This window comes from Rhodococcus sp. 21391, from assembly GCF_016772255.1.
Classification (GTDB): Bacteria; Actinomycetota; Actinomycetes; order Mycobacteriales; family Mycobacteriaceae; genus Rhodococcus_F; species Rhodococcus_F opacus.
This window is the reverse complement of record NZ_CP063782.1, coordinates 685,655-704,139: the sequence shown is the minus strand read 5'-3', so window position 1 is coordinate 704,139 and position 18,485 is coordinate 685,655. Positions and strand designations below refer to the sequence as shown.

Annotated in this window: 16 protein-coding genes and 1 pseudogene; 7 read left to right on the top strand and 10 right to left on the bottom strand. The window is 68.1% G+C overall.

Annotated elements, in window-relative coordinates; all coding sequences use genetic code 11:
• Positions 1-18: 18 nt before the first annotated feature.
• Positions 19-1,047 carry an IS110 family transposase gene (locus GO592_RS38020; protein WP_007296062.1) on the top strand — a complete coding sequence of 343 codons (1,029 nt, stop codon included), beginning with the start codon at positions 19-21 and terminating at the stop codon, positions 1,045-1,047.
• Between the two features lie 539 nt (positions 1,048-1,586).
• Here GO592_RS38020 and GO592_RS38015 read toward each other — a convergent pair.
• The gene (locus GO592_RS38015) at positions 1,587-2,258 is read right to left on the bottom strand and encodes a M23 family metallopeptidase (protein WP_007296063.1); all 672 of its coding nucleotides are present in this window, start codon (positions 2,256-2,258) and stop codon (positions 1,587-1,589) included.
• A 517-nt stretch (positions 2,259-2,775) separates the two neighbouring features.
• Complete coding sequence (locus GO592_RS38010) at positions 2,776-4,200, bottom strand: MFS transporter (protein ID WP_007296064.1); 1,425 nt, start codon at positions 4,198-4,200, stop codon at positions 2,776-2,778.
• A gap of 473 nt (positions 4,201-4,673) precedes the next feature.
• On the opposite strand from GO592_RS38010, the gene GO592_RS38005 reads away from it, so the two are divergent.
• The 4 genes from GO592_RS38005 to GO592_RS37990 all read left to right on the top strand — a co-directional run bounded on the left by GO592_RS38005 (position 4,674) and on the right by GO592_RS37990 (position 8,796).
• Positions 4,674-4,880, top strand: coding sequence for a heavy-metal-associated domain-containing protein (locus GO592_RS38005; RefSeq protein ID WP_007296065.1), 207 nt, complete (start codon positions 4,674-4,676; stop codon positions 4,878-4,880).
• A 39-nt stretch (positions 4,881-4,919) separates the two neighbouring features.
• Positions 4,920-5,864, top strand: coding sequence for a hypothetical protein (locus GO592_RS38000; RefSeq protein WP_007296066.1), 945 nt, complete (start codon positions 4,920-4,922; stop codon positions 5,862-5,864).
• 29 nt (positions 5,865-5,893) lie between these two features.
• Complete coding sequence (locus GO592_RS37995; protein WP_007296067.1) at positions 5,894-8,155, top strand: heavy metal translocating P-type ATPase; 2,262 nt, start codon at positions 5,894-5,896, stop codon at positions 8,153-8,155.
• A 296-nt stretch (positions 8,156-8,451) separates the two neighbouring features.
• Positions 8,452-8,796 (top strand): metal-sensitive transcriptional regulator, encoded by a 345-nt coding sequence (locus GO592_RS37990; RefSeq protein WP_012686863.1) that lies wholly within the window; start codon positions 8,452-8,454, stop codon positions 8,794-8,796.
• 312 nt (positions 8,797-9,108) lie between these two features.
• Here GO592_RS37990 and GO592_RS37985 read toward each other — a convergent pair whose 3' ends face one another.
• Positions 9,109-9,384 (bottom strand): SHOCT domain-containing protein, encoded by a 276-nt coding sequence (locus tag GO592_RS37985; RefSeq protein WP_007296069.1) that lies wholly within the window; start codon positions 9,382-9,384, stop codon positions 9,109-9,111.
• Positions 9,385-9,516: 132 nt separating this feature from the next.
• On the opposite strand from GO592_RS37985, the gene GO592_RS37980 reads away from it, so the two are divergent.
• Positions 9,517-10,278: a response regulator transcription factor gene (locus GO592_RS37980; protein WP_007296070.1), complete on the top strand. Its 762-nt coding sequence runs from the start codon at positions 9,517-9,519 to the stop codon at positions 10,276-10,278.
• Positions 10,275-11,447 carry a sensor histidine kinase gene (locus GO592_RS37975; protein WP_007296071.1) on the top strand — a complete coding sequence of 391 codons (1,173 nt, stop codon included), beginning with the start codon at positions 10,275-10,277 and terminating at the stop codon, positions 11,445-11,447. The genes GO592_RS37980 and GO592_RS37975 overlap by 4 nt, the downstream gene beginning before the upstream one ends.
• A gap of 343 nt (positions 11,448-11,790) precedes the next feature.
• Here the strand turns inward: GO592_RS37975 and GO592_RS37970 are convergent, their stop codons facing one another.
• The 7 genes and pseudogenes from GO592_RS37970 to GO592_RS37945 all read right to left on the bottom strand — a co-directional run bounded on the left by GO592_RS37970 (position 11,791) and on the right by GO592_RS37945 (position 18,403).
• Positions 11,791-12,018 (bottom strand): heavy-metal-associated domain-containing protein, encoded by a 228-nt coding sequence (locus tag GO592_RS37970; protein ID WP_373418960.1) that lies wholly within the window; start codon positions 12,016-12,018, stop codon positions 11,791-11,793.
• 56 nt (positions 12,019-12,074) lie between these two features.
• Positions 12,075-12,734, bottom strand: a complete 660-nt coding sequence (locus tag GO592_RS37965; RefSeq protein ID WP_007296073.1) for a DUF305 domain-containing protein — start codon at positions 12,732-12,734, stop codon at positions 12,075-12,077.
• Positions 12,735-13,095: 361 nt separating this feature from the next.
• Positions 13,096-15,528, bottom strand: coding sequence for a heavy metal translocating P-type ATPase (locus tag GO592_RS37960; protein WP_007296075.1), 2,433 nt, complete (start codon positions 15,526-15,528; stop codon positions 13,096-13,098).
• Positions 15,529-15,646: 118 nt separating this feature from the next.
• Complete coding sequence (locus GO592_RS37955; protein WP_007296076.1) at positions 15,647-15,895, bottom strand: hypothetical protein; 249 nt, start codon at positions 15,893-15,895, stop codon at positions 15,647-15,649.
• 362 nt (positions 15,896-16,257) lie between these two features.
• On the bottom strand, positions 16,258-17,286 hold the full coding sequence (locus tag GO592_RS37950; protein ID WP_012686860.1) for a hypothetical protein: 1,029 nt from the start codon (positions 17,284-17,286) through the stop codon (positions 16,258-16,260).
• A gap of 108 nt (positions 17,287-17,394) precedes the next feature.
• A complete protein-coding gene (locus GO592_RS46365; protein ID WP_012686859.1) occupies positions 17,395-17,799 on the bottom strand; it encodes a hypothetical protein in 405 nt (134 codons plus the stop codon).
• Positions 17,796-18,403, bottom strand: a pseudogene (locus GO592_RS37945) (ATP-binding cassette domain-containing protein). The gene GO592_RS46365 and the pseudogene GO592_RS37945 overlap by 4 nt, the downstream one beginning before the upstream one ends.
• Between the last annotated feature and the right edge of the window lie 82 nt (positions 18,404-18,485).

The following is an 18,485-nucleotide window of genomic DNA, read 5'->3' as shown; positions in this document are numbered from 1 at the left end:
CGAAAAGGGAGGCCCCTGATGAGTGAGTATGACGGAAAACAGTTCGTCGGGATCGATCTGCACCGGCAACGATCGGTGATCGTCCGCCAGACCGACACCGGCGAGCAGCTCTCGGCGGTGCGGATCGTCAACGACCCGGTGGCGTTGGGGTTGCAGATCGACCAGGCCGGCCCGAACCCCGAAGTGGTCCTCGAGGCGACCTACGGCTGGTACTGGGCGGTCGACGCCCTGCGAGCGTCGAGTGCGGACGTACATCTGGCGCACCCGTTGGGTGTCAAGGGATTCCGATACCGGAGGGTGAAGAACGACCGTGATGCCGGTGATCTGGCGGATCTGCTGCGGATGAACCGGTTGCCCGAGGCGTGGATCGCCCCACCGCAGACCCGCGAGCTGCGCGAGCTGGTGCGATATCGAGCAAAGCTGGTCGCGCTGCGGTCCGGGCTCAAGGCGCAGGTACACTCCGTGCTCGCCAAGGCGGGAGTCCTGATCCCGGTGTCGGACCTGTTCGGTGTCACCGGCCGCCAGAAGCTGGCGCGGGTGCCTCTCGCCGACGCGTACGCGCAGCGGGTGATCTCGTTGCTCGAGCTGATCGACGACCTCGACGCCCACGAGGCACGGTTCACTGCCCGGATCGCCACCGAGCTGCGTGGCGACCGTGGGTATACGGCGATCCAGGCGCTGCCCGGCATCGGACCCACCCTGGCCGCGGTGTTCGTCGCCGAGATCGGGGACGTGCACCGGTTCACCGATCCCGCTCACCTGTGCTCCTGGGCCGGTTTGACGCCCAAGCACCGCGAGTCCGACGCCGTGGTGCGCCGCGGGCACATCACGAAGCAGGGCAGCAAACTGGTGCGCTGGGCGGCCGTCGAGGCCATCCAACGGCATCCCGCCGGCACGAAGATCTCGACCGATCGCAAACGGATCGAGGCCCGCCGCGGCCGAAACATTGCCAAGATCGCCGCGGCCCGCAAACTGCTCACCCTCGTCTACTACGGACTGCGCGACGGAGAGATCCGCGCCGTGGCCCACCAGAAGGCGGTGGCGTGAGCACCCCGGACGCAACACGCGCGCGGCCGTGCACAGGTCTGACCCCCGTGCCTACGACGTGGTCGCCCACCTGATTGACCCCGCGTATTGCCAGCGCACCGCTCCATGCCCGCACCGCCGGGCGAAGGGATGACCGGCCAGCCGAGGAAGCCCGGCCCTGCCCAACCCCACACGCATCACACTGGAGACGTTGCACCACAACCACGTAACAAACCGAATCGCGTCGTTGGTCCTCGACCCGTTCTCGGGCTCATTCCAGTCTGCGCCGGGCCGGGCCACCGTCAAGACCATTCGTCCTCGCTCACGCTGCGGGCGCTGTGTCTTGACCCCCGGCCCTCACCCAGCGCTGCCCGCATGGAGCCGAAACCACGTAAACGCGACCCTTTGACAAGGCCCCGCTCCTTCATACATGACCTGTGAGGGGTCCGCCCTCACGGTCGAAGGATGCTCGACATGCCCGAACCGCATGCGGGACGCGGCCTGCCGTCCGGCCTGCCGCGCCCTGCATCGTTTGGAACTGACTACCGCCAGGGCGAGTCCTAGTCGGCTCCCCAGGTCACCGAGACGCCGCGGTCGCGCAGCCACTGGCTCGGGTTGAGCCGGTTGCCGCCTGCGTCCGAGACCTCGAAGTGCAGGTGCGGACCGGTCGACTGACCACGGTTGCCGACGGTGGCGATCTGCTGACCCGCCGCGACCCGCTGGCCGACGTTGACGATGAACTCGTTGATGTGGCCGTAGACGGTGACGGCGCCGTCGTCGTGGCGCACCCGCACCCATAACCCGAACCCGGAGGCCGGGCCCGCGGAAATGACCTCACCGTCGGCCGCGGACTGGATCGGGGTGCCGATCGGGGCCGCGATGTCGATGCCGCCGTGGTGCGCACCCCAGCGGGGGCCGTAGCCGGAGGACAGCGTGCCGGACACCGGCTGCACGGCGCGGGCCTTGAGCGGAGCGGGAATGCCCGGGTTGACCGGCCCGGGCATTCCGGGCGCGGGCGGGGCGGCCGGGATGTCGGGCAGCTCGATCGCGGGCAGCTGAACACCGGCGGGCAGCAGGCCCGGCGGGATCTCGAGCGGGCGGGCGGCCGCGGACCCGGCGCCGAACTGCGCGCCGCCGATCAGGATCGCACCGGTCGCCGCGGCAACGGTCGCGATCTTCAGGCGGCCGGTGATGGAATTTGAACGATCTGCCGTCCTGCGGTGTTTCGCCACAGTGTCTTACCTCGTCTTCGTTGGCTAGCCCGCGCTCTGGAGATTTCGCGGCCTCGGACCCCCGTCGAAAAGGAAAGTAACAAAACGATATCGACCGCACAATCGTGACCTAATCGATATCTAAATATGATCTTGCTCGAATAAGTCCATGTCAGGGATCTGGACCTGACCTACACCGCCATCACGGGCAGATAACGACATGCGGGACCGCGTCCCGGACACTCCGTCGATCGGCACCGCGCAAGGCCGACGAAACCGGCACTGACCTCGACATTCGCGGGGTCGGCGACTGCGCGCAGGGTCGGCGCGACGACATCCGGCGACGCGACGCGGGTTGCTTCACGGCCCGCCGCAAGCGGACACGCCGCCGACGACGCCCAATGTGACAGACACCACACAGCCTGTCGTGTCCAGCGGGGCACTCGGACGGGCGAAGGCCCTCGCGGCGATCCGGTCACCACGGGCACCGGCGCGGGGTGGGAGCCGGGCCTGCCGACTCCCACCCCACGGTGTGTTGTCAGTGCTGCTCGAGGACTGGTTCCGGCACCTTGTCCGACTGGGCCGTGCGCATCGACACGGCGGTGACCCCAGCACCGGCCAGGGCGATGACGGCGGCGCCGATGAACGCGGCGGAGAATCCGTTCGTCAGCTCGGGGAGGTCGCCGATCTGGTTGGCCCCGAACGAGGCGGCGACTGCGGTCATGGCTGCCAGACCGAGCGCCGAGCCGACCTGGTAGCTGACGTTGACGATGCCCGACGCCAATCCGCCCTCATCGGGTCGGGCGGCGGAGATCGCCGTGCCCAAGGAGGGGATGAAGGCGAGCGACATACCTGCTGCGGCGACCAGGGAAGCCGGCAGCACGTCGACCCAGAAGTTGCCGGTGGGCCGGACCAAGGCCATCCACCCGAGCCCGAGCGCGAGAACGATCAGACCGGTCACGATCATCGGTTTCGCCCCGAACCTCTGCATCGCCCGCGGCGCGATGACGATCATGCCGAGCATGATCAATGTGGTCATCGGCAGTAGTGCTGCGCCGGCGGGGAATGCGCTGTAGCCCAGGACCTGCTGCAGGTACAGGTTCAGGAAGAACCACATCGGTATCCACGCCGCACCGAGCAGCAGTTGGGCGACGTTCGCTGCGGCGAGGTTGGGGGCGGTGAAGATCCCCAATCGCATCAGGGGTTCGCGGCGCCGGGACTGGATGAGCACGAATGCGCCCAGCAGCACCGCGGAAACGGCGAGGTATCCCCAGGTTTGACCCGAATCCCAGCCGACCTCGGGGGCCCGGACGATGGAGTAGACGGCAAGCGCCAGGCCGGCGGTGACGGTCAGTGCGCCGAGGATGTCGATCGAACCGGATCGGGTGGGGGCGTTGGGCATCAGCAGCGGTGTCGCGGCGAGGGCGATGACGGCGATGGGGATGTTGATGTAAAACACCCATGGCCAGCTGAGGTATTCGGTGATCACCCCACCGAGAAACACACCGGCGGTGCCGCCCGCAGGTGCGGCGGCGCCGTAGACGGCGAGGGCTTTGGTCAGCTCCTGCTGGGTGGAACCGAACAGCATCATCAGCAGAGTCAGCGCGGAGGGTGCGATCAGTGCGGCACCGGCGCCTTGGACGGCGCGTCCGGCCAGTTCGGTGCCGACGTTCCCGGCGGCGGCGGTGATCGATCCGACGAGCAGAACAACCCAGCCGGTGGCGAAGGTGCGTCTGGCGCCCCACAGGTCGGACAGGCGTCCGCCGAGCAGGAGCAGTCCACCGAAGGCGATGACGTAGGCGTTGAACACCCAGGTCAGGTTCTCCTGGGAGAAGCCGAGGTCGGTCTGCATTTTCGGTAGCGCGATGCCGATGATGGAGGTGTCCATGATGACCATGAATTGGGCTGCGGCGATCAGCGCCAGCGCCCACCACTTGCGTGTGGATGATGCCTGAGTAGGCATGACAATCCTTCCTTACGGGTATGGGGTATCTATCGTGATGTGAACGAAGAGGAGTGCAGTGGCGCGCCTACCCACAACATCGAGGCCCCGACCCTGGGATCGGGGCAAGTACTGCAGTGTCCGTATGCCTTTCGGGTCGATACCCGCCCTCTGTGCACATCGCCACCCTCCTGAATGCTGCTCGATCCCTCTGCGGATATCGATACCATAGGGGGGTACCGTAGATGATGCAAGGAGCGATTCCGATGTCACCGAAGCCGTTCCGTTCGCGCCGCGGCAACACGCACGGCGGACGGCCATTCGGGCCCCGCCGGGTTTCATCAGGCCGCCTGAGGAACACCACCAGGGGGTACGAGTCCGACTGGAGCGGGTGCGACCACTCCGGCGTTGCATACGGTAGGGGGGTATGGTAAATCTGTAGATGGGTCGCTACGGCCTCGATCGAATTCCGAACCGAAGAAAGAAGGACATCGATGAGCACCACCACCGCCACCGTCACCGGCATGACCTGCGGGCACTGCGTCTCCTCGGTCCGTGAAGAGATCGGCAGCATTCCCGGTGTGACCGGCGTGGATGTCGACCTCGCGAGCGACCGGGTCGATATCGACTCCGACACCCCGATCGAGCAGGAGGCGCTCGCCCAGGCCGTCGACGAGGCCGGCTACCAGCTCGCCGGCTGACCTGCCGAAACTCGAGACCCGGACAGGAGATTCCCCACGATGAACGCATCGTCGAAGTTCGCCGGATTCACCGTCGGCCTGGCCGCGGTCTTCGCCCTCGCCCTCGGGGCCGGGGCCGCCTTCGGCCCCGAGGGCACCACCCCGGCCGACACGCACGACACCTCAACTCACGACGCCGGATCCGTGTCCACCTCGGACGCACCGGCCGCCGATCAGAGACCTGGAGGACTGATGGTCACCGACAGCGGTTACACCCTGGCACTGGACACCGCGCAGGTTCCCGCCGGCGCCGACGTGCCGCTGCGGTTCCGCATCCTCGGTGCCGACGGGCAGCCGGTCACCCGCTACGTCGACAGCCACGAAAAGCAACTGCACCTGATCGCGGTGCGCCGCGACATGGCCGGCTTCCAGCACGTGCACCCGGTACTCGACGCCGCCGGAACCTGGAGCGTGCCACTCGATCTGACCCGCGCCGGGGCGTACCGGGTGTTCGCCGACTTCACCCCCGACGGCGGTGACGGCCTGACCCTGGGCGCCGATCTGCAGGTCGCCGGCGCCTACGATCCGCAGCCCCTGCCCCCGGCGGCGGCCTCGGCCGTGGTCGACGGTTACACCGTCACCTTGGGCGGCACCCTCACCCCAGGTCAGGCGTCGAAGGTCACGCTGTCGGTGAGCCGGGACGGGCAGCCCGTCACGGATCTGCAGCCCTACCTCGGGGCGTACGGGCACCTGGTGGCGCTGCGGGCCGCCGATCTCGGCTACCTGCACGTGCATCCGGACGGCCACCCCGGCGACGGGGTCACCACGCCCGGTCCGGGTATCGACTTCTTTGTCACCACCCCGAGCGCGGGCGACTACCGCCTGTTCCTGGACTTCCAGCACGATGGAGTGGTGCGGACCGCCGAGTTCACGCTGACCGGCGGGCAGACCCCCGCCGCGGTTCCCGCCGCCCCGGAGCCGATGCCCGCCGGGCACGGACACTGACCTACCACCACGCCCCGAGAGGAGGAACGATGAATCCCGTCACGCAGCACCCGACCGCCGACGGCCAGGTCGAGCTCGAAATTGGTGGCATGACCTGCGCCTCGTGCGCGAACCGGATCGAGAAGAAGCTCAACAAGCTCGACGGCGTCACCGCCACGGTGAACTACGCCACCGAGAAGGCACGCGTCAACTACGTCGGTGATGTGTCGACCGAGGATCTCGTGGCCACCGTCGAGCAGGCCGGCTACACCGCCAAGGTCCCCACGCCACCCTCCGCCTCCACCGGCACCGACGCCCCCGCCGCAGAGCAGGACCCGACCGCATCGTGGCGCCAGCGGCTGCTGATATCGCTGGTGCTGTCCGTGCCGGTGATCGCCATGGCCATGGTTCCGGCCCTGCAGTTCCCCAACTGGCAGTGGCTCTCACTGACCCTCGCCGCCCCCGTGGTGGTGTGGGGTGCGTGGCCGTTCCACAAGGCCGCCTTCACCAACCTGCGGCACGGCACCTCCACCATGGACACCCTCATCTCCATGGGCACCATCGCCGCCCTCGGCTGGTCGCTGTACGCCCTGTTCTGGGGCACCGCCGGAATGACCGGCATGACCCACCCGTTCGAGCTGACCATCTCCCGCAGCGACGGCGCCGGCAACATCTACCTCGAGGCCGCCGCCGGGGTGACCACCTTCATCCTCGCCGGCCGCTACTTCGAGGCCCGCTCCAAGCGGCGCGCCGGTGCAGCCCTGCGGGCCCTGCTCGAACTCGGCGCCAAAGAGGTCTCGGTGCTGCGGAACGGCGTCGAAGAGCGCATCGGCATCGATCAGCTTGCCGTCGGGGACGAGTTCGTCGTCCGCCCTGGCGAGAAGATCGCCACCGACGGTGTCGTCACCGAAGGCTCCTCCGCGGTCGACGCGTCGATGCTGACCGGCGAATCCGTGCCCGTCGAGGTCGGACCCGACGACCAGGTCGTCGGCGCCACCGTCAACGTCGGCGGTCGGATCGTGGTCCGCGCCAACCGAATCGGCTCGGACACCCAGCTTGCGCAGATGGCGAAACTCGTCGAGGACGCCCAGACCGGCAAGGCGCAGGCCCAACGGTTGGCCGACAAGATCTCCGGCGTCTTCGTCCCGATCGTCATCGCCCTGGCCGTTGCGACGCTCGGCTTCTGGATCGGCACCGGCGGCGGAGTCGCGGCCGCCTTCACCGCCGCCGTCGCGGTGCTGATCATCGCCTGCCCCTGCGCCCTCGGGCTGGCCACCCCCACCGCGTTGATGGTCGGCACCGGCCGCGGCGCCCAACTCGGCATCCTGATCAAGGGACCCGAGGTGCTCGAATCCACCCGCCGGGTCGACACCGTCGTCCTCGACAAGACCGGCACCGTCACCACCGGCAAGATGACCCTACTCGATGTGATCACCGCCGACGGCGAAGACACCGCGCAGGTGCTGCGCCTGGCCGGGGCGCTCGAGGACTCCTCCGAGCACCCCATCGCCCAGGCCATCGCCAAGGGTGCGCGCGAGCAGGTCGGTGCCCTCCCGGCAGTCGATCAGTTCGCCAACATCGAAGGCCTCGGCGTCCAGGGCATGATCGACGAGCACGCCGTGATCGTCGGGCGCGCCCGCCTACTCGCCGACTGGGCGCAGCACCTACCCGAGGCGCTCGAAAACGCGATGGCCGCAGCCGAAGCCGACGGCAAGACCGCCGTGGCCGTCGGCTGGGACGGGCGGGCCCGCGCGGTGCTCGTCGTCGCCGACGCGGTCAAGGCCACCTCCGCCGAGGCGATTGAGCAGCTGCGCGGTCTGGGCCTGACCCCGATCATGCTGACCGGCGACAATGCGGCCGCCGCCCGGGCGATCGCCGACCAGGTCGGGATCGAGGAAGTGATCGCCGAGGTGCTGCCCGCCGACAAGGTCGACGTCGTCAAGCGACTGCAGGATGCGGGCAAGGTGGTCGCGATGGTCGGTGACGGCGTCAACGACGCCGCAGCGTTGGCCCAGGCCGACCTGGGTCTGGCGATGGGCACCGGCACCGACGTCGCGATCGAGGCCAGCGATCTGACCCTGGTCCGCGGTGATCTCCGCGCGGCAGCGGACGCGATCCGGTTGGCCCGCAAGACGTTGGGGACGATCAAGGGCAATCTGTTCTGGGCCTTCGCCTACAACGTCGCCGCCCTGCCCCTGGCCGCCATGGGGCTGCTCAACCCGATGCTCGCCGGTGCGGCGATGGCGTTCTCGTCGGTGTTCGTGGTCAGCAACAGCCTGCGCCTGCGCCGGTTCAAGTCCACCGCCGGATAAGGCCGAGCCCGCACACAGCAAGGGTGGGGGTGAGCGGGCGTGCAGGCGCCGCCCGCCCCCACTTCACCATTAAAGCGAAAGGAGACGAGCATGGGATCGACGAGGACGACCTCGATGAGGACGATGGTGGGGCGGATTTCCCGGCATCCCGCGACCCGGGCCGTCGCCCGTTGCGCGGTGATGTGCGCCGCCGCCGCGATCCGCCCGTACCCCGACCGCCCGAACACACGGCGCGATACCCCGGGCGGGCATAATCGGGGGTGCTCGACATGACGGTCGGATACCAGGAGGACACCATGGCCACCCCCACGCCCGCGGCCACCCAGGCACCTGCCGAGACCGACGGCCATGACCATGCCGCGCACGGCTACATCACCGAAAAGGACGCCTACCTCAAGCGCCTCAAGCGGATCGAAGGCCAGGCCCGGGGTCTGCAGCGGATGGTCGAGGAAGACAAGTACTGCATCGACATCCTCACCCAGGTCTCGGCGATGACCAAGGCCTTGCAGGCGGTGGCCATGGGGCTGCTCGAAGACCACATCAGCCACTGTGTGGTCGACGCCGCGGTCGCCGGCGGCCCCGAGGCGGAGGCGAAGATCAAAGAGGCCACCGACGCGATCGCCCGTCTCGTCCGCTCCTGAGACGAGCCGAGATCACCCGGCGTAGTCCAGTCGGGACATCATGCCCGGTTTCTGATGATCCGTTGTGGCAGTCGATCATCCAGTGTCCGCGACCAGCTCCAGCTGCGTGAGAGCGTATCGGCCGAACGATGTGTCCGTGCCGGTGCATGGAATACCCATCGTGGCCAGGTGCGTGAAGGTCGGGCGGACCCGTCGACCTTCACGGATCGTCAATGGGGCTGTGTGATCGTAGGGGCAAGCGTTGATGGTCCCGGCGTGCCACGGATCCAGGCACACCGTGCTCGAACGACGCTGATTTGCGGTACTACCTGGTTATCGGTCATGTCCGGTGCGTAGTTGGTCTCTGCGGATGCGGTACTCCTCGGCGTCGATCTCCCCTCGGGCGAAGCGTTCGTCGAGGATCTTGTCCGCGCTCGGCCTGCTGGTGGCGTCGGTGTCGTAGGGAGGATGGCGGTCCGCGCCGATGGTGCGGAACAGTGCCATGACCCCGACGATGACCAACCCCCAGAACGCGACCATCAGCGCGGCCATCAGCACCCAGCCGCCCCAGCCCATTCCGTAGCCCATTCCGTTGTTCCACCACATCATGGTTGTTCGCCTTTCGTTGCTCTCCATCGTGGATTCCGGATGCGGTGAATCGATGAGGGTTCTGTGTAGTTTCGCTGAAGATGTGGCCGGTTCGGGGCGACGCGTACCGGATCTGGAAGGACACCGGCGACGATGGAGACCATGGACAACACGCCGCCCCTGTCGCCTGAGAGCGCCGCGGGATATCGGGCCTTGGTGGTCGACGACGAGCGCCCGTTGGCCGCGGTCGTCGCCAGTTACCTCGAACGGGAGCACTTCGAGGTCGCCGTCGCTTACAACGGGGTCGATGCGCTCACACTCGCCCGGGAAATCGACCCCGACGTCGTGGTCCTCGACCTCGGGCTGCCGGGCATGGACGGAATCGAGGTGTGCCGCGAACTGCGGACGTTCTCGGACGCCTATGTGGTGATGCTGACCGCCCGCAGTGCGGAAATGGACACCATCATCGGGCTGTCCGTCGGCGCCGACGACTACGTCACCAAACCGTTCAGCCCACGGGAGCTGGTGGCACGCATCCGCGCCATGTTGCGCCGACCGCGGAAGGCGCCGGTGTACGAGATACCGGCACCCGAGCCTGGGGCCGAGGCTCCGCCACGGGTCTTCGGGGCGCTGAGAATCGATGTGGCGGGCAGGGAGGTGTGTCTCGGCGAGCAGCCGGTGATGTTGACCCGCACCGAGTTCGATGTGCTGGCGGTCTTGTCGTCCCGACCGGGTATGGCATTTAGTCGGCGCCAGTTGATCGAGGCCGTGTGGGGAGAGTCCTGGGTCGGGAACGAACACCTTGTCGACGTCCATGTCGGTCACCTGCGCCGCAAGCTCGGCGACGACCCCGCCGCACCCCGGTACGTCACCACCGTCCGCGGCATCGGGTATCGGATGGGGACCGGGCAATGACCTCGCATGGGGACCGACCCCGCACCCTCGGCCCAGGTCCGGTGCGCAGCCGTGGCCCCGGCCTCGGCATCCGGCTGCTGCTGGCGCAATCGCTGGTGCTGGTTGCGGGCGTCGTAACCTGTTGGGTAGTCGCGGTGTTCGTCGGCCCCCCGCTCTTCCGCGAGCACCTGCACCGCGCCGGGGTACCGGCCTTCTCCGACGAGCAGTTCCACGCCGAGCAGGCGTACCGCTCCGCCACAGCCATTTCCCTGGCGGTAGCCCTCGGGGTGGCCACCCTGGCCGCGTTGGTGGTGACCTGGTACTTCAGTCGGCGCCTGCAACGGTCGGTGACCGAGGTGTCGTACGCGGCGACCGCGGTGGCCGACGGGCGCTATGACATCCGGGTCACTCCCCCGCACCTCGGGGACGATTTCGACGCCCTCGCCGAGGCGTTCAACCGGATGGCTGCCGGGCTCGAATCGGTCGAGACTACCCGCCGCCAACTTCTCGGTGACCTCGCCCACGAGATCCGCACCCCGGTGTCGGTGCTCGAGGCGTACATGGAAGCACTCGAGGACGGCGTCGAGACATTGGATGCCGACACGATCGGCATGCTGCGCGATCAGACCCGTAGGCTGGTCCGTTTCTCGGACGACGTCAACGCACTCTCCCACGCCGAAGAGAGCCGGACCTCGATCGAGCCCACCTGGGTGGACCCCGCCGCACTGCTCTCCACCACCCTCACCGCCGCGGCGGACCGCTACGCCGCCAGGGAGGTGGCACTGACCTCTCGTGTTCCTGCGCACCTTCCCCGCCTGTGGGCGGACCCGGAGCGGCTCGGGCAGGTGCTGGGCAACCTGCTCGACAACGCCTTGCGCCACACCCCCGGCGGCGGCCGGGTGGAGGTGACCGCCGGCCACCGACACGAGCTGCTGGTGATCGAGGTGACCGACACCGGCGACGGCATCGCCGCCGAACACCTCCCGCACCTGTTCGAACGGTTCTACCGTGTCGACGCGGCACGCGACCGCGCACACGGCGGAGCCGGGATCGGACTGGCGATCGCCAAGGCCCTTGTCGAGGCGCAGCGCGGTCACATCACCGCCCGCAGTGACGGCCCCGGAACCGGCAGTACCTTCACCATCGCCCTTCCGCTGCGCCGGGATCAGCGACGAGGAAATACTCGGTGACGGCGATCGCGGCATCGGCTCGAGGACGCTCGCATCGTGCCGAGCGGACCGAGCGCGGCAACGGTCTTCGGTGGTCACGAGCACCGGCTGGGCCAGACTCTCGTCGCGCTCCCCCGGGCCGGCGATAGCCGGTGTTCCCATTCACGGCGAGGCTGCCGTGTACATCATGTGCGGTCGGGTCGGGCTGACCGGCCGTGGCAGCCACGTCGATGCGGTGGCGGGCGATCTGGTGGCGATCACCGCGGCGCGTCCTCTCCGGGTCGAGCCGCTGAGTCGAGTCCGTCCTCGTGCTAACCGGCGCGAAACCTTCCTGATGCCGCGGGGAGGGCGCGTTGGGGGTGGATCAGGTGGGTGGGTCGGCCAGGGAGTATCCGGCCTCGTCGACGGCGTGACGTACCTGCTCGAGCGACAGTGGCCGGCTGCTGGTGACCCTCACCCGTGAGTCGCCGCCGGGAACCAAGTCGATGTCGACGCTCGTCACTGCATCGAGACGGTCGAGTTCCTCGGTGACCGCCTTCACGCAATGCGCGCAGGTCATGCCGGACACGTGGTAGCTGGCGGTGGTGCTCACTGTGTTCTCCTCGGACGAGGTCATCGTTGGGTGTTCGACTCCCCGAAGCCGGGGTGTCACAGCGAGGCCAGGATGTTCTGCATCGTGGTGATCTCCTGTTGTTGGGTGTCGGCGATGGTGCGTGCCATCGCGACGGCGTCGGGATACTGACCGGAGTCGATTTCGGTCTGCGCCATGGCGATCGCGCCCTGGTGATGGGCGATCATCTGCGTGAGGAAGAGCCGGCTGGCGTCCACGCCCTGAGCGTTCTGCAGTGCCGTCATGTCCTCGGCGGACATCATTCCGCTCATTCCCATCCCGCTATCGCCTGGCATCTCCATGCCCGACATCGGCATGCTCTGGCCCGGAGTCATCATTCCGGACGTGGCCATCGGCATGCTGGACTGTCCCCACTCGGTCAACCAGCCCTGCAGCTGCTCGATCTCCGGGCCCTGGGCTGCCTTGATCTGATTCGCCAGATCGGTCACCCGGGGGTCGATACCGTTCTTGGCGAGCACGACATCGCACATCTCGATCGCCTGCGCGTGGTGCGGAATCATCTGCTGCGCGAACGTCACGTCCGCCTGGTTGTGGGTATCGGCGGCCGCTGTGGTGGCGGTGACGCTCGCCGAGGCACTGCTCTGCGCTGACTGATCGCTGCCGGAGTTGCTGCACGCGGTCAACGCGACCAGGGCGGCGACCGCGGCGGCGCCGACGGCAATTTTCGTGGTTTTCATGGCAGGGAGATTCCTTTCTCGCTGTGGACACAGGTGCTTTTCACCCCGGACCCGGGGAGGTTGGTCTTGCATGCTCGGGAGATGCCCGATCCCCGGCACCGAGGGGGTGGTCGACGAGGAGTTCCGTAGGGGTTTCTTCGACGCCGATTCGTGTACGCCGCGTCGGCCGCGGACGGGTGCGCGACCGTCACCGGTATCGATGGCGGGAGTCGTCGGTGATCAGGCGGTAGAGGACATACAGCGAGAACCACGTGATGAGCACGCTCACCAGGACCAGCAGTATCTCGTAGAAGATGACCACGATCTCCTCCTCGGACGTGCGGGTGGACGGTGAATTCGGTTGGTGCCGAATGCTCTTTGCTCATCGGGGACCCGTGGGAGTGGGTGCGGGCGCCGGCCGGGGCTGGGTGAGCTGCGGTTCGGGTGGGGAGGGCAACGCGAGCCGTTTGAGCATCAAGGCGTTGACCGCCACGATGACGCTCGACCCGGACATCGACAGGGCGGCGATCTCCGGGCGCAGCACCAGTCCCAGGGAGGGTTCGAAGACCCCGGCGGCGATCGGCAATGCGATGACGTTGTAGCCGACGGCCCAGCCGAGGTTCTGCCGCATCTTGCGCAGCGTGCCGCGCCCGATCCGCAGGGCGATCGGCACGTCGAGCGGGTCCGAGCGCATCAGCACCAGATCGGCGGTCTCGATCGCGACGTCGGTGCCGGCACCGATCGCGATGCCCAGGTCCGCCTGGGCCAGGGCGGGCGCGTCGTTGACGCCGTCGCCGACCATCGCGACCGTCTTGCCCGCGCGCTGCAGTTCGGCGATCTTGGCGGCCTTGTCCCCGGGGAGGACCTCGGCGATGACGGTGTCGATGCCCAGTTGCCCGGCGATGCGCGCGGCGGTGGCCTCGTTGTCGCCGCTGAGCATGACCACCTCGGCGCCGAGGTCGTGGAGGGCGGACACGGCGGCGGCGGAGGTGTCGCGGGCGGCGTCGGCCAGGGCGATCACCCCGACCCCGTGGCCGTCGACGGCCACGAGCACCGCGGTCCGCCCGCCCCGGGCCAGCTCGTCCCGCCGGTCCATCAGTGCACCGAAGTCGACCTGTTCGGCGGCCATCAGCTTGCGGTTGCCGACCGCGACCCGGCGGCCGTGCACCTGGGCGGTGGCCCCGTGTCCGGGCACGTTCTCGAACCCGGTCAGCGGCAACTGCGGGATGCCGCGGTCGGTGGCGTAGCGGACGATCGCACCGGCCAGCGGGTGCTCGGATTCGCGTTCGACCGAGGCGACGAGCGCGAGGAACTCGTCCTCGATGATGCCGTCGGTGATCACGTCGGTGACCTCCGGTTCGCCTTTGGTCAGGGTGCCGGTCTTGTCCATCACCACGGTGTCGATCCGCGCCGACGTCTCGAGCGCGGTGGCGTTCTTGAACAACACCCCGCGTTGGGCGCCGAGGCCGGTGCCGACCATGATCGCGGTCGGGGTGGCCAAACCCAGGGCGTCGGGGCAGGTGATGACCACGACGGTGATCGCGAACAGCAGCGCCGTCTGCACACTCTCCCCGACCAGCACCCACACCAGGAAGGTGCCGATGCCGCCGATCAGCGCGACCAGCACCAGCCAGAACGCGGCCCGATCGGCCAGGCGTTGCCCGGGGGCCTTGGAGTTCTGGGCTTCCTGGACCAGGGCGACGATCTGCGCGAGCACGGTGTCGGAGCCCACCTTGGTGGCCCGCACCCGCAGGGTGCCGGTGGTGTTGATCGATGCACCGATCACCTCGGAGCCGGGCGGTTTGGTCACGGGCAGGCTTTCCCCGGTGACCATGGACTCGTCGACCTCGGAGTGGCCGTCCTCGACGGTGCCGTCGACCGGGATCTTCGCGCCCGGGCGTATGAGCAGCAGGTCCCCGGCGGTGACCTCGGCGGTGGGGATCTCGACCGGTTCGCCGCCGCGCAGCACCACCGCCCGCGGCGGAGCGAGCTCGAGCAAGGTGCGGATCGCGTCGTTCGCGCCGCCGCGGGCCCGCATCTCGAACCAGTGCCCGAGCAGCACGAAGGTGGTCAGCATCGTGGCGGCCTCGTAGAACACGTCCCCGCCGCCGGTCAGGGTCACCCCGACGCTGTAGAGCCAGCCGGCCCCGACCGCGACGGCGACGAGCACCATCATGTCCAGGGTCCGCGCCCTCAGCGCCCGGTAGGCGCCGTCGAAGAAGATCCACGCCGAGTAGAACACCACCGGCAGGCTCAGCAGCAGGGTGAAGACGTCGTCGCGCAGGCCGAACGGTGCCGGCACCATGAACCCGAACATGTCTCGGCCCATCGGGGACCACAACATGATCGGGACCGACAGCACCAGCGCCACCAGGAAACGGTTGCGCATGTCGCGGATCATGGCGTCCATCGACATCCCGGCGTGACCGCCGCCGTGTCCCATCATCTCCTGCGGTAACCGCCCCGCAGGCGCATGCCCGGCGGGCATTTCGTGAGCGGCTGGCTCAGCGGGTGCCGCAGCTTCCGGGGCGGGGTGAGCGTGTCCTGCCTCGCCGCGCACGGCGGCCGGTTCGGACATCGGGTCGCAGACGTGATCGGGCACCGAACGCCCGGCGCAGTGATAGCCGCAGTCACGCACCCACTTCGACAGTTCGACCACCGACGTGAGGCCGGGATCGTAGGTGACGGTGGCGGTCTGGTTGACCGCATTCGCCTCCACGGAGGTGACACCCGGTCGGCGGCGCAGGGTGGCCTCGACGGTCGCCGTCGAACTCGCCCAGTGCACCCCACTGACCTCGAGGACGGTTGTGTTCATTCGCGCTGGCACCTCTTCGTTGTGGCGGCGCCGAAGCCGGCGTCCCGCTCGGTAGGCTGACTTCTGTCGGTACGCACGCGACCCGGCGCCCCCATGACCGTCGTCCACGGCGCGGGAGTCAATGCCGTTGTCCCCCCATCGAAAACATCATCACCGCCATCATCCCGAGGCACGCCAGCGCGAACACCAGGCTCCCGATTCCCACCGTTCCGCTGGCGATCAGCGCGACAGCGACAATCAGCATCGGAATGCAGCAGGCCATCATCCACCGGTGACGACTGCGACCACCGACTCCCTGCGGTTCCTCACCAACCCCACGGTCTCCGTCGTTGCCGACGTACGGCGCCCGCCCATCCTCGTTCGTCATGATGTTCCGCCCTTCGACGAAGCCGGGACATAGCCCAGCCTCTGATACAGCGGCTGCTCCCTCGCTTCTGCCGCAACCGGTTTCGCCGTGCTCGCCGCTCCCTGCCCGGTCATGTCCGAGAGTGCCCCCACCGGGTATGCCTTGGTTAGTGATTTGATGAAGATTCGATGAAGAAGGCTGGCGGTGAACCCCTTCAGCCTGACTGACCTCGCTTTTTCGCAGCCGACGAGACAAGAACCATTACCACTACCCTCTATGGGTATATGGTTCGTGCTCACCGGAGCGTGGTCGACAACTCGAGATCATGTTCTCGATCACCAGACTCGGTCATGTGGGTCGTCATGTGCACCCCGGGCACATCGTTACCGGATCACGAGCCCAAGCGGGGACGCACGGGGGTGGGCGCGGTGGAACAACCGCCCCGCCAGCGCACTGAGCGCGAGCAGCCACACCAACGCTCCGAGCAGTGGGCCGACCTCGTCGAACCGTGCGGTCAACCCGCCGTCGAGCAACACCCGCATCGCCCCGTATCCCGGTAGGCCGTGTGCCCAGGTCGCAGGTTCTGGGCGCAGCATCGGACTCTGGCCGATCCCGAGGTCGAGAAAGGGCACCAGAAACGCGATGAACACCCCACCCACGCACCCGAAGCTCGGCCCCAGGCTGAACCCGAGCAGCCCGTAGGTCACGGCCATGAGCAGGTTCCCGCCGCCGTAGACACCCCACTGCCGAGCATCGAACACCGTCGCGATGATCATCAGCGACGAGACGGTGACCAGACCCGCGGCGAACCCGATCATCGTCAACCGCACCGCGAGCAGGAGGGGGAAAGGGAAGCCGGCCAAGGTCAGTCGCCGATCGCCTCCGCGCGCATCGAGCCCGACGAACAGCCCCGCCAACGCCGCAAGCGAGGAGACCGCGATCGGGGTCATCGTCCCGGCATGCACATCCGGCAACCAGAACACCTGCATCACTGTACTGCCCCTCTCGACCAGGGAGAACACGCCGGACTCGCTCGCGGTCATCGCCTTGGCCAACACGATGAACACGATCGGCACCACCACCAGCAGCACCCACAGCACCGGGTTGCGGCGGTAATCCCGCAGACCCATCCGCAGTCCGGTCGAGAACTGACCCCACCCGGATCCAACTGGAGGGCGCCGACGCGACCGCCGGGACACACCGACGGTGGCGGCGATGACAGCGGTGCTGACGATCAGTGCCGCGAACATCCACACCAGCGCCCAGCCCAAGTCCCTCATCCGGCCACCGTGCCGGGACAGAATATCCACCATCCACAACGTCACGAAATGCGTCGGGAACCACCGGGTTTCGATGCGATCGGGGGATCCCACGGCGGGGCCGAAGAACACGTCCAGAATCCAGACGAACAAGATGAGGACGTGCCGTTGACCGGGTTGCGCACCACCGCCCCCACCAGCGCGCCGATCGCCAGATAGATCACCGCGAACATCAGCGTGCCGGCGATCGCCCGGCCGAGGTCACCGATGCCGGTACGCGCGGCCAAAGGCGAGCAGGGCCGCCGCGACCAACACCCCCAGCACCCCTCCGGTCCCGAGCCGGGCAGCGACCAACCGCATCGGCGCACGGCCCGCCGACACCATCCGCCGATCGGCGGCACGGGCTCCGCCGATCTGGAAGAACCTGGCGATACCGGCGAGGAATCCCGCCGCCCAGCCGGCGGTCGCGGTTTCCACCGCGGGCCCGCCCGCGCCGCCGAGCAGCTTCGCGGCATCGGCCATCGACCCGGCCGCAACAATCACGAACACCACCGGGACCAGCACCAGCACCAGCATGTTGACCGGGTTGCGGGCGTAGTCGACCAGGAATCGGTGGATGAGTAACACGACCTCGCCCGGCCCCGCCAGGTGATTATCGCTTCTCATCTCGCCGCCGCCAGCCCGTTGCGCGGGTCGACGATGCGGTCGAATCGGTGCTCGTCGGTGACGAAGTGACTGATGATCAGCACCGAGTGCCCGTGTGGCGGCGGTGCGCCACCAGTTCCCAGAACCGCAGGTAGGTGTCCCAGTCGAAACCGGAGTACGGCTCGTCGAGCAGCAGCACCTCCGGGTCGGCGAGCATCGCCAACCCGAGGTTCAGCTTCGCGAGGGTACCGCCGGACAGCCGGTCGGCGCGGGTGCCCGCGTAGCGCTCGAAGCCGAGCGCCGCATACAGTCCCCGGCGGGACCGTCGCTCCTCGTTCGGGGTCATCCGGTAGGCGCAACCGAACAGCTCGAAGTGTTCGTCGCAGGTCAACCTTTCGTACACCACCGGCTGCTGCGGGCAGTAGCCCAGCCGCCCCGACCGGGTCACGGTCCCGGCGTCCGGCCGGTACTCGCCGACGAGGATCTTCATCAACGTCGACTTCCCCGACCCGTTCTCCCCGGTCAGCCCGACCACCTCGCCCGGCTGCAGCACCAGATCCACGCCCCGCAGTACCGGGGAATCGCGGCGGGCCGGCCACCATCCCTGCCGAAAGCTCTTCTCGATGCGGTCAGCACCGCGTTCACCGGCGCCGACTCCGCGGACCCCGAACTGTCCATCTCTCTCCTCGGAACACTTGCGGTGGTCA